Below are 13773 nucleotides of genomic sequence, written 5' to 3'. Positions count from 1 at the left end.
CTTCTGGCACGATAGCTGCTCTATGTCTATTACCGGGCAGAGGGAAGGTATTAATTTGCCAATAATCAGTATTTATATCAGTGGTGCCAATAGGGATGTCATTAGATAAATAATAATAAGTTGCTGAGTTTTTCGTGCCTGTTTTTGATACGAACCAGATGATGAAAAAAAGAACATATTTCAGACTGCTGATAAAGTCTGATATTAGGGACAGCGCCCCTCGGTGCGATGAGACCGGGTATCTCGATCTCTCCGCGATGGGTTCGTCATCAACTTCATATTTTTATTTATTTTCTATTTTGCCTTATTTGGTATTCAAACTGTTGATAGCAACAAATTTCGGCATTTTGCCGATCGAAATGAGGTCAATATGCAACAACCAATAGCGATAACCCGTCAGGATTTTGACGAGCGAATGGTGCCTGTCTATGCTCCCGCCGATTTTATTCTGGAGCGTGGCGAAGGGTCCCGCGTGTGGGATCAACAAGGGAAATCGTACATTGATTTTGCCGGCGGCATTGCGGTTAACGCGCTGGGGCATTGCCACCCGGCGGTGCTGGCGGCGCTCACCGCACAGGCGGGCAAGCTGTGGCACATTGGCAACGGCTATACCAACGAGCCTGTGCTGCGGTTGGCCAGGCAGTTGATCGATGCCACTTTTGCCGACAAGGTGTTTTTCTGCAATTCCGGGGCGGAAGCGAATGAAGCGGCGCTTAAACTGGCGCGTAAATATGCCCGTGACAGCGGCGCCGCAGACAAGAACCGCATCGTCGCTTTCAATAATGCTTTTCATGGCCGCACACTGTTTACCGTCAGCGCCGGCGGACAGCCAAAATATTCACAGGATTTCGCCCCGCTGCCGGGCGGGATCGACCATATTGCCTACAACGATCTGATTGCCGCCGAGGCGGCAATCAATGAACAGACTTGTGCGGTGATCGTCGAACCCATTCAGGGAGAAGGCGGCGTACTGCCGGCTGATCCTGCTTTTCTTAAAGGGTTGCGTGATCTGTGCGATCGACACGGCGCATTGCTGATTTTTGATGAAGTGCAAACCGGCGTCGGACGTACCGGGAGTCTCTATGCCTATATGCAGTATGGGGTGGTTCCTGATGTGCTGACCACCGCCAAAGCGTTGGGCGGCGGTTTCCCGATCGCCGCCATGCTGACCACCGACGCTTTTGCCAGCGCATTTTCGGTCGGCTCGCATGGCACCACCTATGGCGGTAATCCGTTGGCGACGGCGGTGGCCAATACGGTGGTCAGCTTGATCAATACGCCGGAGGTACTGGATGGCGTACAACGCCGTCACCAACTGTTTATCGCTGGCTTAAAGGAAATTGATGATAAATATCATATATTTGCTGATATTCGCGGCAAAGGACTGCTTATCGGCTGCGAACTGAACAGCGACTATGCGGGCAAGGCCAAACAACTGACCCAACTGGCAAGCGAAGAAGGGTTGATTGCGTTGATTGCCGGGCCGGATGTGGTGCGGTTTGCGCCGTCGCTGATTATTCCTGAAGGTGATATTGAGCAAGGTTTACTGCGTTTTTCGCGTGCGATTGAGCGTTTTCCCGGTTAATGCGGTGAACAGGAAGAGGTTGATGTTACGATGATGATGATTCGCCCCGTCGCACACCGCGACTTACCTGATTTACTGGCGTTGGCGCGTAAATCCGGCGTCGGTCTGACCACGCTGCCGGTAAATGAAGAGATTCTGTCCGCCCGTATTACTCGTGCGCAGAAAACCTGGAAAGGAGAACTGCACGCAGCCGAACAGGGGTATCTGTTCGTACTTGAAGATAGCGACGCCGGGCGCGTAGTTGGCGTCAGTGCGCTGGAAGTGGCGGTAGGATTGAATGAGCCCTGGTACAATTTTCGTGTCGGCACACTGGTTCATGCCTCAAAAACGCTTAATGTTTACAAGGCGATGCCGACGCTCTCTCTGAGTAACGATCACACGGGCTACAGCGAACTTTGCACACTGTTTCTCGACCGCGATTACCGCCACAATCAGAATGGCAAACTGCTGTCCAAGGTGCGTTTTCTCTTTATGGCCGCTTTTCGTGAGTGCTTTGCGGCCAAAGTGATCGCTGAAATGCGCGGTTACTCCGATGACAACGGCCACTCCCCGTTTTGGGAAGGCGTAGGCAACCACTTCTTTTCCATCGATTTCGCGCAGGCGGACTACCTGAGCGGCATCGGCCAGAAGGCCTTTATCGCCGAACTGATGCCGAAACATCCGCTGTACGTTGATTTTTTGTCTGAGAGTGCGCGTGAGGCGATTGGCCGAGTGCATCCCCATACCGAACCCGCCCGCCGACTGCTGGAGTCGGAAGGTCTGCGCTATCGCGGCTATGTCGATATTTTTGATGGCGGCGCAACGCTGGAAGCAGACATTGACGAACTGCGGGCGGTCAAAGAGAGCCGCTCTAAGCAAGTGAAAGTGATGGAAACGCCGTCGTCAATTGACGCGCCGGTCTGTCTGGCCGCCAATGATAACTATCAGCACTATCGCGCAATGCTGGTACAGACCGATCCAAACGATGACCTATTGCGTATTGATCCCGTGGCCGCAGAGGCGCTGGCGCTGAGAAATGGCGATCAGGCCCGCATTATTACGCTCAATCCCACGGAGGAACGCTGATGACGGATTCTGCTCTGTTTATCAATGGCGCCTGGCGGCAGGGCCGCGGCGCGAAATTCAGTAAAACCGATCCGCTGGATAACCAATTACTGTGGCAGGGCGCGGCGGCGGATGCGACCGATGTCGCCGACGCCTGCACTGCCGCCAGAGCGGCCTTTCCCGTCTGGGCGCGCCTGCCGCTGGATCAGCGGGTGGCGGTGGTACAGCGTTTTGCCGATCTGCTGGCGCAGCACCAGCAATCATTGGCCGCGGTCATCAGCCGCGAAACCAGTAAACCGCGCTGGGAAACCTTGACGGAGGTCCAGTCGATGATCGGCAAGGTCGCTATCTCCGTGCGTGCCTACCAGCAGCGCACCGGTGAAAGCTACACCCCGCTGGCCGACGGCGCCGCGTCGTTACGCCATCGGCCACATGGGGTACTGGCGGTGTTCGGCCCCTACAATTTTCCCGGCCATCTGCCCAACGGCCATATTGTGCCCGCGTTGCTGGCAGGAAACTGTGTGGTGTTCAAATCCAGTGAACTGACGCCGCTTACCGCACAGGAAACCGTCCGGCTATGGCAGCAGGCGGGCCTGCCGGATGGGGTGCTGAATCTGTTGCAGGGCGGTCGCGCCACCGGCGAAGCGTTGGCGGCCCATCCGCAGACGGACGGCCTGCTGTTTACCGGCAGCGCCAACACCGGCTATCAACTGCATCGTCAGTTGGCAGGCCAGCCGGAGAAGATCGTTGCCCTGGAAATGGGGGGCAACAATGCGCTGATCGTTGATGAGGTCACGGAGGGTGATGCCGCCGTCAATCTGGCGATCCAGTCGGCGTTTATCTCCGCCGGACAGCGTTGCACCTGTGCGCGCCGTTTACTGGTAAAACGTGGCGAGGAAGGCGACGCCTTTGTGCAACGCTTTATCGAGGTGGCGCGTAATCTGCGCATTGGCCGCTGGGATGCCGAGCCGCAGCCGTTTATGGGGGGGGTGATCTCCGCGCAGGCGGCGGAAAAAATGATTGCCGCCCAACGGCAACTGCTGGAGCTGGGCGCCACATCCCTGTTGGCAATGACCAGACCGGAGCAAAACAACGCGCTGCTGACGCCGGGTATTGTTGATATCACCGGTGTGGCTGATGTGCCGGACGAAGAATATTTTGGGCCGCTGGTGTGCGTCATCCGCTATGACGACTTTGATGAGGCGCTGCGTATCGCCAACCGGACGCGCTACGGACTGGCGGTAGGGCTGGTGTCGCCACGCCGTGATCGGTTCGACCGGCTGCTGCTGGAGGCGCGTGCCGGGATCGTCAACTGGAACAAACCGCTTACCGGCGCGTCCAGCGCTGCGCCATTCGGCGGGGTGGGCGCGTCGGGCAACCATCGCGCCAGCGCCTTTTATGCCGCAGACTATTGCGCCTGGCCGATGGCGTCGCTGGAGAGCGAAACGCTGGCGTTACCCGCCACACTGACGCCGGGGTTGTCATTTAATATTGCGGCGAACTGACCGGCGGTTAGCCGTGAAAAAGATGCGGTGCATCAGGTAATTTTCCGTTTTCTGGAGTCTACATGCACGGATATGAAGTCAATTTCGACGGACTGGTGGGGTTAACCCATCACTACGCCGGTCTGTCATTCGGCAACGAAGCCTCGACGCGGCATCAGAATAGTATCGCTAACCCGAAACTGGCGGCCAGGCAAGGGCTGCTGAAGATGAAGACGCTATCGGATCTCGGTCATCCGCAAGCGGTGTTGCCGCCGCAGGAGCGGCCTCATTTACCGATGCTGCGGCGGCTGGGATTCAGCGGCAGCGACGAAACCGTGCTGGCGCAGGTGATGCGTCAGTCGCCTCGTCTGCTGTCGGCGCTCAGTTCCGCCTCGGCAATGTGGACGGCGAACGCCGCCACGGTGTCGCCATCAGCCGACAGCGCTGACGGACGCGTGCATTTTACCGCCGCTAACCTGAACAACAAGTTTCACCGTGCGATCGAAGCGCAAACTACGTCTGCCGTGTTACAGGCTATTTTTCGTGACCAAACGCACTTTGCCCATCATCAGGCGCTGCCGCAGGTTGCGCTGTTTGGTGATGAGGGCGCGGCAAATCATAACCGTCTGAGCGGCGATTATGGCAGCCGCGGCATACAGGTGTTTGTTTACGGCCAGCATCAGTTTGGCAACGAGCCTGGGCCGCAGCGCTATCCGGCGCGTCAAACGCGTGAGGCCAGTGAGGCCGTTGCCCGTCTGCATCAGCTCGATCCGCAGTACACGGTGTATGTGCAGCAGAATCCGGCGGTTATCGACCAGGGGGTATTTCACAACGATGTGATCGCGGTCAGTAATCAGCAGGTGCTGTTCCACCATCAGCAAGCGTTCTTGCATCAACAGCGGGCGCTGGAAACCATCCGCCGCAAAATGGCGCGGATAGAACACGATCTGGTGGCAATTGAAGTACCGGACAGCCGGGTTTCGGTTGCCGATGCGGTGAGCACCTACCTGTTTAACAGCCAGATCCTCACCCGGCCAGACGGCAGGATGACCATTGTGGTGCCGGAGGAGTCGCGTCACCATACCGGCGTCTGGAATTATCTGTGTGAGATGGCGGCGTCCGGGGGGCCGATCGACGATATCAAGGTGTTTGACCTGCGTGAGAGTATGCGTAATGGCGGAGGGCCGGCTTGTCTGCGGCTGCGGGTGGCGCTCAATGCACAGGAACGGCAGGCGGTTAATCCGCGGGTCATGATGAATGACCGCTTATTTGTCGAACTTGACCAGTGGATTGAACGCTACTACCGTGACCGGCTGACCCAGGATGATCTGGCCGATCCGCTGCTGTTGCGGGAAGGGCGCGAAGCGCTGGATAACCTGACGTCGATTCTTGATCTGGGATCGGTCTACTCCTTCCAACAGTAGGGAACCAACGGCATGAACGACTTTTTAGCGCTGACGCTGCGCGGTGATGATCCTCAACCGACGCACGGCGAAGCCGCCGGGCTGCACTGGCGGTGGTGGGGCGAGGGGCTGCTGGAACTGACGCCGGATGCGGGATATCAACGGGCGGTGGTGTTGTCGGCGGGGATTCACGGCAATGAAACAGCGCCGATTGAGCTACTTGATCGGTTGGTCAATGACCTGTTGGCCGGAAGGCTGGCGCTGACAGTACGGCTGTTGCTGGTGCTGGGTAATCCGGCGGCAATGCGCGCCGGTAAACGCTACCTGCATAGCGATATGAACCGGATGTTCGGCGGCCGCTATGCGCAATTTGCTCCTAGCGGCGAAACGGCGCGAGCACGCGAACTGGAGCAGGCGCTGACGGCATTTTTCGCCGCCGATGCGCCGCAGAGCGGAGTGGATCGTCTCCATTATGATCTGCATACTGCGATCCGTGATTCGAAGATGCCGCGCTTTGGGCTGTTGCCTTACCAGACACGTTCCTATGGCGGCGTAATGCTGGCCTGTCTGACGGCGGCCAATCTGGATGCGCTGGTGGTGCATAGTGAACCGGGGGGGACTTTCAGCCATTTCAGCAGTGAGCGGTTGCAGGCGGACAGTTGTACGCTGGAACTGGGTAAAGCGAGGGCGTTTGGCTGCAACGATCTGCATCAGTTTAGCGCTATTGATTGCGCCCTGCGGGCGCAGGTGAGCGGTACGACGTTACCGGCGCGGCGCGGGCCGCCGCTGGCGTGGTTTCGCGTGGCCCACTCGCTGATTAAACACAGTGAGGCGTTTCGGCTACATCTCGCTGACGATACCGCCAATTTCACCTGTTTCGCCAAAGGAACCTTGCTGTGCGAACAGCCTGAGGAGCGTTACCGGGTGGAGCATGAGCGCGAATGGATTCTGTTTCCCAATCCTGAGGTGGCGCCGGGATTACGGGCCGGGCTGGTGTTGACCGAGATGGCATCGCAAGCTGGCCGTTAACGGTACGGCGGCAGGGACGCGCAGAGTACCTATTTTACCTTAATGCAACCGGATCCTCTCTGAAGGAGAGTGCTCCCGAATGGAACACTAATCGAATGATGATGCTATACAGAGGAGCGACGCATGTTGCAGGGCTACAATAAACTTATCTTCGACGGCGCGTTGGTGACGCTGGAACTGGCGCTGAGTTCAGTATTGCTGGCGGTGGTTATCGGCCTTATCGGCGCTGGTGGCAAGCTCTCCCGCTACCGCTCGCTGGCCGCCGTGTTCAATATCTACACCACCCTGATCCGCGGCGTACCGGATCTGGTGCTGATGCTGCTGATCTTCTATGGATTGCAGATCGCGCTCAATCACGTCACCGAATTTTTGGGCGTCGCCCAAATCAATATCGACCCGCTGACCGCAGGGATTATTACGCTGGCTTTTATCTACGGCGCCTATTTCACGGAAACCTTCCGGGGCGCTTTTATGGCGGTGCCGCGTGGGCAACTTGAGGCGGCCACTGCGTTCGGTTTCAGCGGCGCGCAGATTTTTCGCCGCATTCTGTTTCCGGCCATGATGCGTTTCGCGTTGCCGAGTATCGGCAACAACTGGCTGATTATCCTCAAGGCGACGGCGCTGGTTTCCATTCTGGGGTTGAACGATGTGGTCAAGGCCACCCAACTGGCAGGCAAAGGCACCTGGCAACCGTTCTTCTATGCTCTGGTAGCCGGGGCGATCTACCTGTTTTTCACCACCATTTCCAATGTTGTGCTGCTGTGGCTTGAACGACGTTATTCCATCGGTGTCAGGAGGGCCGAGCTATGATTGATATTTTACAACAGTACTGGCAGTCACTGCTGTGGAGTGATGGTTACCGTTTTACCGGTATTGCGATAACGCTGTGGCTATTGATTATCTCGGTGGTTATCGGCGGCCTGCTGGCCGTGCCGATGGCGGTTGCGCGGGTTTCATCAATTCGCTGGCTGAGTTTCCCCGCCTGGCTATATATCTATATATTTCGCGGTACGCCGCTCTATGTCCAACTGCTGGTGATTTATTCCGGCGTCTATACGCTGGAGGTGGTACGCGGCACTGAATTGCTCAACGCCTTTTTTCGCAGCGGCATGAACTGTACTATTCTGGCGCTGATACTCAATACCTGTGCCTATACTGCGGAAATTTTCGCCGGGGGGATACGTTCGGTGCCGCATGGTGAGATAGAGGCGGCCAACGCGTATGGTTTCTCACGTTTTAAAATGTACCGCTGTATTATTTTGCCTTCCGCACTGCGTATATCGCTGCCGGCCTATGGCAATGAAGTCATTATGATGCTGCATTCCACGGCGCTGGCCTTTACCGCCACGGTTCCCGATTTGCTGAAAATTGCGCGTGACATTAACGCCGCCACCTATCAGCCTTTTTACGCTTTTGGGATTGCCGCCGTCATCTATCTGGCTATCTCCTATGTACTCATCAGCCTGTTCCGTAAAGCGGAAAATCGCTGGCTGGCTCACCTGAGACCCTAATCACCTGCACATCATTAACATGAGAATAAATTATGTCAGAGAAAAAATTAGTCGTTACCGAATTGCATAAGCATTATGGCGAACATGAAGTGCTCAAAGGGGTTTCGTTATCTGCCGAGGCGGGAGACGTTATTTCAATCATCGGTTCTTCTGGTTCGGGGAAAAGCACTTTTCTGCGTTGTATCAACTTCCTGGAAAAACCGAGCGAAGGAACCATCTGGGTCAATGATGAGGAAATTCGTCTGGTTCGAGATAGTGACGGCCAGTTGAAAGTGTTCGACAAGAAACAGTTACAGTTGCTGCGCACGCGTCTGACTATGGTGTTCCAGCACTTTAATCTGTGGAGCCATATGACGGTGCTGGAAAATGTGATGGAGGCGCCGATTCAGGTACTGGGGATCAGTAAAGCGGAGGCAAAAGAACGTGCTGTACGTTATCTGTCCAAAGTGGGCATTGACGAGCGTCAGCAGATTAAGTATCCGGTTAATCTCTCCGGCGGTCAGCAGCAGCGCGTCTCGATTGCGCGTGCGTTGGCAATGGAGCCGGAAGTGCTGTTGTTTGATGAACCGACGTCGGCGCTCGACCCGGAGCTGGTCGGGGAAGTCTTAAAAATCATGCAGCAATTGGCGGAAGAGGGAAAAACCATGGTGGTGGTCACCCATGAAATGGAGTTTGCCCGCCATGTATCCAGCCATGTGGTCTTTCTGCATCAGGGGCGCATTGAAGAGGAGGGATCGCCGTCCGAGGTGTTCGGTAATCCGAAAAGCCCTCGTTTGCAGCAGTTTCTTTCCGGTTCGCTAAAATAACGCGGTGCCGTTTTATGACGCACGCTGTGACGTTATAGCGGGGGGATTTGCGCATGGTACGTGGATTTCTAATTTTTAGGGTATGAAAGATTGCATGTGTTTTTATTCAGGTGAAAAAATGCAGACCACAGATACTATTTTTATGGTACGGCCTTCTTTATTTAAAATTAATGAAGAAACGGCCAGAACAAATTATTTTCAGCAGTCAGATTATATTTCAGACAATGTACAACAGCGGGCGCTTGCCGCATTTGATAGCTATGTCGATGGGTTGAAGGTGGCAGGCGTGAATGTTCTCGTTTTTGAGGATGATGCGGCCAATAATACACCTGATTCAATTTTCCCTAATAACTGGATTACGTTAGATAATCAAGGCCGTGTCATTGTATACCCGATGGAAGCCGAGAATCGCAGGCGAGAACGCCGCCGGGATATCATCAGTGCGATAGAAGCAAATTTTGTGATAAAAAGTTTTCACGATCTGTCCTATTTTGAAAAGCAGAGTAAATATCTTGAAGGAACAGGGTGCTTGGTTTGCGATCATGAAAACAAGATTGCTTATATTTGCTATTCCTCGCGTAGTTCGGTTGAGGTTATGAATGAATTACAAAAAATAACCGGATATCAGGCCGTGTGGTTTAATGCCTGCGATCAGAATAATCACCCTATTTACCATACCAACGTTATGATGACGGTGGGCAAAAAATACGCTGTTGTTTGTTTGGAGTCCATCACTGATAAGGATGAAGCGCAAAAAGTAACGGCGTCTCTGACGCAGTCTGGAAAGCAGGTTATCGAGATTACTTACCAGCAAATGAAATCTTTCTGCGCCAATATGCTTGAACTCAAATCCGCTGATGGCTCCCCGGTATACGCCATGTCAACCCAGGCATGGAATGCGTTTTCGTCGCAGCAAAAAGATATTCTCTCCAGCTACGCTAAAATTGTGCTTGCCCCGATCGATATTATTGAAACACTAGGCGGCGGTGGCGCAAGATGCATGATAGCCGAAATTTTTCTTGATAAGAGAGCGCCGTAATTTTGTTGGTTTAACGTATTGATTACCGCCCACCCGTGTTTTGATTACGTTCGGGCGGTTAATGAGATGATCCCCACCACCCTGTGAGCGGTACGCTGACAGGGTGTTTTGCTTTCTGGAGAAGACTATCATGCAAAACGTTACGCTTACGCTTATCGATCTCGGCAAGCATTCCTTTCACGTTCACTGCCTGGATAAATCAGGTAAAGCGCTGCTCCATAAAAAATTTACCCGTGCCAAACTCTTGAAGTTTTTGGCAGGTATGCCCGCCGTGCCTGGCTTTTGTATTATCTGGTACAGTATTACCCCGCGCAATTTTGTAGCTGGCGTTGGATTCCGGTGTTTCGGTGGACGAGCGCCCCCTCTCTACGGCGCGCTTTTTATACCGGATTCCTGCACAACTTCGCAGTGACTCACCATCCGCCAGTTTCCGCGTAACACCTGCGTATCACCGGTTACCCTGACCGTCGAGACGCTACGAATATCCCCGCTGGACGCCCCTACCTGAATGTCAAATTCGCCCGGCTCCACCACGCGCAGGCCATCTCGACGGGTAAAGTTCAGCATGTCGGTGGGTAAGCTGAAGATGAGACGAGCACTTTCGCCTGCGGCCAGATGCACTCGCTGGAAGGCTTTCAGCTCCTTTACCGGGCGAACCATCGACGCGACTTTATCATGAACGTAGAGCTGCACAACCTCGCTGCCTGTCGTCTTGCCGGTATTAGTGATGGTCACGCCCACCTGTACCGTCCCTCCCTCTGCGGACACGGTATGGCTTGCCAGTTGCAGTGGGCTGTAATCAAACGTTGTCCAACTTTTTCCATATCCGAACGGATAACGCGCCCCGAAGTGGAAAGCAAAAGGCGTGCCGCTGCTCTTCAGTTTGTGATTGTAATAGTATGGCATTGCACCGGCGTTTTTCGGCACCGAGATCACCAGACGTCCGCCAGGTTCGGCTTTTCCTGTCAGCACATCGGCAATCGCATTGCCGCCTTCCTGTCCTGGCTCCCAGGCCATCAGTAATGCCGCGACCGAATCTTCCTGACCAGCGAGGTTGTATGGCCGCCCACCGGTTATGACCACGACCACGGGTTTGCCGGTAGCGATCAGGGCGTCCAGTAGTTGTTGCTGTACGCCGGGAAGGGAGAGGGAGTCGGTATCAGATCCTTCCCCCACGGTGCCGCTTTGAAATAACCCGGAGAGATCGCCCACACACAGCACGACGATATCGCTCTGCCCAGCGATGCGTACCGCTTCCGGGATCAGGCTGGTATCCCGCGAGACGGGCGACTGCTGCATCGGCTGATTGATACTGTCGCCAGGGAAGACCGGGGCACCCGCCATACGTTTTTCGATAATATGGCAACCCTTGGCATAGCGCACATTGTCGTTCCCCAACTGCGCCCGTAGCGCTTCCAGTGGCGTAATGACCTGCGTGGTCTGTTGATGCATGTCGCTGACAATCAGATGTATCGGGAAACTGTAACCACTGAGCAGCGCCAGCGGGTCATTGGCGGTAGGGCCGATAACCGCTACCTGCGGCTGGCCTTTCAGCGGCAGCGTGCCGTCGTTTTCCAGCAAGGTAATGGAGCGTGTCGCCACCTCATACGCCAATTTTTTGGTTTGAGCCGTTTGCAATGTCACCTGATTTTCATCGGTATACGGTTTTTCAAACAAGCCCAAACGGAATTTTTCACGCAGCACGCGAGAGACAATCTCATCGATCTTTTCCATAGTGATCAGGCGGCGCTCAACGGCGTCGGCCAAATAGCGGGCACAATCATCTTTTGGCAGTTCCATGTCTAACCCGGCGTTAAACGCCAGCGCAGCCGACTCGGCAGCGTCGTGTGAAACGCCATGATGCTCATGAAGCAGCCTCACGCCAGAGTAGTCGGCAACGATCAGCCCATCGAATCCCCATTGTTCCCGAAGCACTGTGGTTAACAAAAAGTGATCTGAATGCGCCGGTTGGTTATCGATATCATGATAAGCTGGCATCACTGAACCCGCGTTGGCCAGTTTGACTGCCATTTCAAACGGCAGCAAAAAGGTATCATTGAGTTCGCAAAAACCAAGATGTACCGGGGCATGGTTACGCCCACCTTCGCTAAACGAATGCCCTGCATAGTGTTTCAGGGTCGCCAGCATGTCGCGTTTTTTACCCTGTAGCCCTTTGACAAAATGTGTAGCCATCAGGCCGACCAGCCAGGGATCCTCGCCAAAAGTTTCTTCCGTACGTCCCCAGCGCACATCACGGGAGACGTCCAGCACCGGCGCCAGCCCCTGCTGGCAACCCGTTGATCGAGCCTCTTCACCAATGGCCTGGGCCACACGCTCAATAAGTTTCGGCTCCCATGTGGAACCATAGTTAAGCGGCGAGGGGAAAAGCGTCGCGCCTTTACACTGTAATCCGACCAGACATTCCTCATGAAACAAGGCCGGAATGCCCAGACGCGTCTCTTCCATCAGGGTTTTTTGCAGCCGGTTTGCCGCTTTTACCCCTTCTCTGGCATCGACAATATGGGTGCCTAATGGCCGGGTAATCTGACCAATACCGAATGCTATCCGTTCAGCCTGCGCGGTTTGCTCACTGGCGCTGGAAAATTCGTTATTCAATTCATCTCGCTGCCGATGATTGCCGTCGCTGGATAACACCAGCCACCAGGCATAGAGCTGGGCGAATTTTTCTTCCGGCGTCATGCGCGCCAATAGGTCGGCAACGCGTTCATCAATGGGACGGTTCGCATCCTTATAAATGGCAGTCATATGTTACTCCTGTATAAATAGGGGATAATTGTCGGGGATTCAAAACGAACGTTTTGCCGCCATTTTACTGGCAATATCCGCAATCTTACGGTTGTTTAATTTGGGCGGCGGTTTGCCAGACGAGTACGCTTGCCATATCACCCAGACCGTAGCCAATTTTATTTTTGACACGGAGAACAGCGACGGTATTCATTATTATTTGATCTCATTTATAGGGCGAAAAATAACCAAATCATCCGTTCTGATTGACGCAGGTATTATTTCTTTACTACTCAGTATTGGTTATTTTTCTTCGCAGTAACAATTGTCGAAATTCCTAACCAAATTACGTTTTTTTGTTTTTTACAATAAATGTGATGAAGGGCAAATATATAGATGTAATGGATGAATAAAAGAAATCCGCCGCACGGCGGTATGCATGGCGAGATTTGGCTAGGGCTTTTCTCTGACGGCGCCAACTCTGCGTCTCAGGCAAAAGTATCGCCGCCGAGCCGCCAATCCATCCTTCGTTTACTGCTCGAACCAACGGATGCCGCTTGAGTAAGGCAACATGCCGGAGGGTTGACCGAAACTAAATATTCAGAAGTATCAGGTCATTGGGGAAAACCGTCGAGCGAAGGCTTGATTGTTTCCTGAATAAGATATTACTGTGTATACATACAGTATTCCGAGAGGGGGTAAAAATCGTGAATTTCATAAAAACAATAGAATTGCTGGAACCAGTTGAATTGCAACTTTTCACCGATCGGGTGCAGTGCGGCTTCCCCAGCCCTGCTAATGACTACGTAGAAGAACGCATTGACCTCAATAAGCTGATGATCCGTCACCCCAGCGCGACTTATTTCGTCCGTGCCAGCGGTTATTCCATGTCTGAAGCAGGCATCAGCGACGGAGATATGCTGGTTGTCGATAGTGCGATAACGGCTGAACATGGCGACATCGTGATTGCGGCGATCGATGGGGCGTTTACGGTCAAAAAACTGCAACTCCAGCCCGATATACAACTGGTTCCGATGAACAGCGCATACAGCCCAATTCGTATTGGAAAGGACGATGCGCTGGAAATCTTCGGTGTGGTGACATTCACGATAAAAGCGAACCGGTAG

General features: G+C 54.1%; 12 protein-coding genes and 1 pseudogene. 12 read left to right on the top strand and 1 reads right to left on the bottom strand.

What is annotated here, in order from left to right; translation table 11 throughout:
• Positions 1 to 370 precede the first annotated feature (370 nt).
• From BIY29_RS14485 to BIY29_RS14435, 10 genes and pseudogenes are all read left to right on the top strand, one after another.
• Entirely contained in the window at positions 371 to 1585 is a 1215-nt protein-coding gene (locus BIY29_RS14485) for an aspartate aminotransferase family protein (RefSeq protein WP_121575804.1), read from the top strand.
• Between the two features lie 30 nt (positions 1586 to 1615).
• Entirely contained in the window at positions 1616 to 2650 is a 1035-nt protein-coding gene (gene astA, locus BIY29_RS14480; RefSeq protein WP_121575803.1) for an arginine N-succinyltransferase, read from the top strand.
• Positions 2650 to 4134, top strand: a complete 1485-nt coding sequence (gene astD, locus BIY29_RS14475; RefSeq protein WP_121575802.1) for a succinylglutamate-semialdehyde dehydrogenase — start codon at positions 2650 to 2652, stop codon at positions 4132 to 4134. Before astA ends, astD begins: the two co-directional genes overlap by 1 nt.
• 62 nt (positions 4135 to 4196) lie before the next feature.
• Complete coding sequence (astB, locus tag BIY29_RS14470) at positions 4197 to 5537, top strand: N-succinylarginine dihydrolase (protein ID WP_121575801.1); 1341 nt, start codon at positions 4197 to 4199, stop codon at positions 5535 to 5537.
• 12 nt (positions 5538 to 5549) lie between these two features.
• Positions 5550 to 6545 (top strand): succinylglutamate desuccinylase, encoded by a 996-nt coding sequence (gene astE, locus BIY29_RS14465; protein WP_121575800.1) that lies wholly within the window; start codon positions 5550 to 5552, stop codon positions 6543 to 6545.
• Positions 6546 to 6668: 123 nt separating this feature from the next.
• Complete coding sequence (gene hisQ / locus BIY29_RS14460; RefSeq protein ID WP_121575799.1) at positions 6669 to 7355, top strand: histidine ABC transporter permease HisQ; 687 nt, start codon at positions 6669 to 6671, stop codon at positions 7353 to 7355.
• Positions 7352 to 8056: an ABC transporter permease gene (locus BIY29_RS14455; protein WP_121575798.1), complete on the top strand. Its 705-nt coding sequence runs from the start codon at positions 7352 to 7354 to the stop codon at positions 8054 to 8056. The genes hisQ and BIY29_RS14455 overlap by 4 nt, the downstream gene beginning before the upstream one ends.
• Positions 8057 to 8088: 32 nt before the next feature.
• The gene (gene hisP / locus BIY29_RS14450) at positions 8089 to 8862 is read left to right on the top strand and encodes a histidine ABC transporter ATP-binding protein HisP (protein WP_121575797.1); all 774 of its coding nucleotides are present in this window, start codon (positions 8089 to 8091) and stop codon (positions 8860 to 8862) included.
• A gap of 118 nt (positions 8863 to 8980) precedes the next feature.
• Positions 8981 to 9901: a citrulline utilization hydrolase CtlX gene (ctlX, locus tag BIY29_RS14445; RefSeq protein WP_121575796.1), complete on the top strand. Its 921-nt coding sequence runs from the start codon at positions 8981 to 8983 to the stop codon at positions 9899 to 9901.
• A 130-nt stretch (positions 9902 to 10031) separates the two neighbouring features.
• Positions 10032 to 10160, top strand: a pseudogene (locus tag BIY29_RS14435) (IS110 family transposase); the annotation flags it as partial.
• Between the two features lie 107 nt (positions 10161 to 10267).
• On the opposite strand, the gene BIY29_RS14430 reads toward BIY29_RS14435, so the two are convergent.
• On the bottom strand, positions 10268 to 12667 hold the full coding sequence (locus tag BIY29_RS14430) for a glycoside hydrolase family 3 N-terminal domain-containing protein (protein WP_121575794.1): 2400 nt from the start codon (positions 12665 to 12667) through the stop codon (positions 10268 to 10270).
• 384 nt (positions 12668 to 13051) lie between these two features.
• Here BIY29_RS14430 and BIY29_RS20255 point away from each other — a divergent pair, with 384 nt between their 5' ends.
• Both BIY29_RS20255 and umuD read left to right on the top strand, forming a co-directional pair.
• On the top strand, positions 13052 to 13207 hold the full coding sequence (locus tag BIY29_RS20255) for a hypothetical protein (RefSeq protein ID WP_170158948.1): 156 nt from the start codon (positions 13052 to 13054) through the stop codon (positions 13205 to 13207).
• Positions 13208 to 13353: 146 nt separating this feature from the next.
• Complete coding sequence (umuD, locus tag BIY29_RS14425; protein ID WP_147437160.1) at positions 13354 to 13773, top strand: translesion error-prone DNA polymerase V autoproteolytic subunit; 420 nt, start codon at positions 13354 to 13356, stop codon at positions 13771 to 13773.

The organism is Brenneria alni (assembly GCF_003666245.1).
Classification (GTDB): domain Bacteria; phylum Pseudomonadota; class Gammaproteobacteria; order Enterobacterales; family Enterobacteriaceae; genus Brenneria; species Brenneria alni.
This window is presented reverse-complemented; position numbering and strand designations above follow the sequence as displayed.

Excerpts from the sequence above, each read along its gene's own strand:
- BIY29_RS14485 (WP_121575804.1), top strand. The coding sequence starts at position 371 with ATGCAACAACCAATAGCGATAACCCGTCAGGATTTTGACGAGCGAATG.
- astA (WP_121575803.1), top strand. The coding sequence starts at position 1,616 with ATGATGATGATTCGCCCCGTCGCACACCGCGACTTACCTGATTTACTG.
- astD (WP_121575802.1), top strand. The coding sequence starts at position 2,650 with ATGACGGATTCTGCTCTGTTTATCAATGGCGCCTGGCGGCAGGGCCGC.
- astB (WP_121575801.1), top strand. The coding sequence starts at position 4,197 with ATGCACGGATATGAAGTCAATTTCGACGGACTGGTGGGGTTAACCCAT.
- astE (WP_121575800.1), top strand. The coding sequence starts at position 5,550 with ATGAACGACTTTTTAGCGCTGACGCTGCGCGGTGATGATCCTCAACCG.
- hisQ (WP_121575799.1), top strand. The coding sequence starts at position 6,669 with ATGTTGCAGGGCTACAATAAACTTATCTTCGACGGCGCGTTGGTGACG.
- BIY29_RS14455 (WP_121575798.1), top strand. The coding sequence starts at position 7,352 with ATGATTGATATTTTACAACAGTACTGGCAGTCACTGCTGTGGAGTGAT.
- hisP (WP_121575797.1), top strand. The coding sequence starts at position 8,089 with ATGTCAGAGAAAAAATTAGTCGTTACCGAATTGCATAAGCATTATGGC.
- ctlX (WP_121575796.1), top strand. The coding sequence starts at position 8,981 with ATGCAGACCACAGATACTATTTTTATGGTACGGCCTTCTTTATTTAAA.
- BIY29_RS14430 (WP_121575794.1), bottom strand. The coding sequence starts at position 12,667 with ATGACTGCCATTTATAAGGATGCGAACCGTCCCATTGATGAACGCGTT.
- BIY29_RS20255 (WP_170158948.1), top strand. The coding sequence starts at position 13,052 with ATGAATAAAAGAAATCCGCCGCACGGCGGTATGCATGGCGAGATTTGG.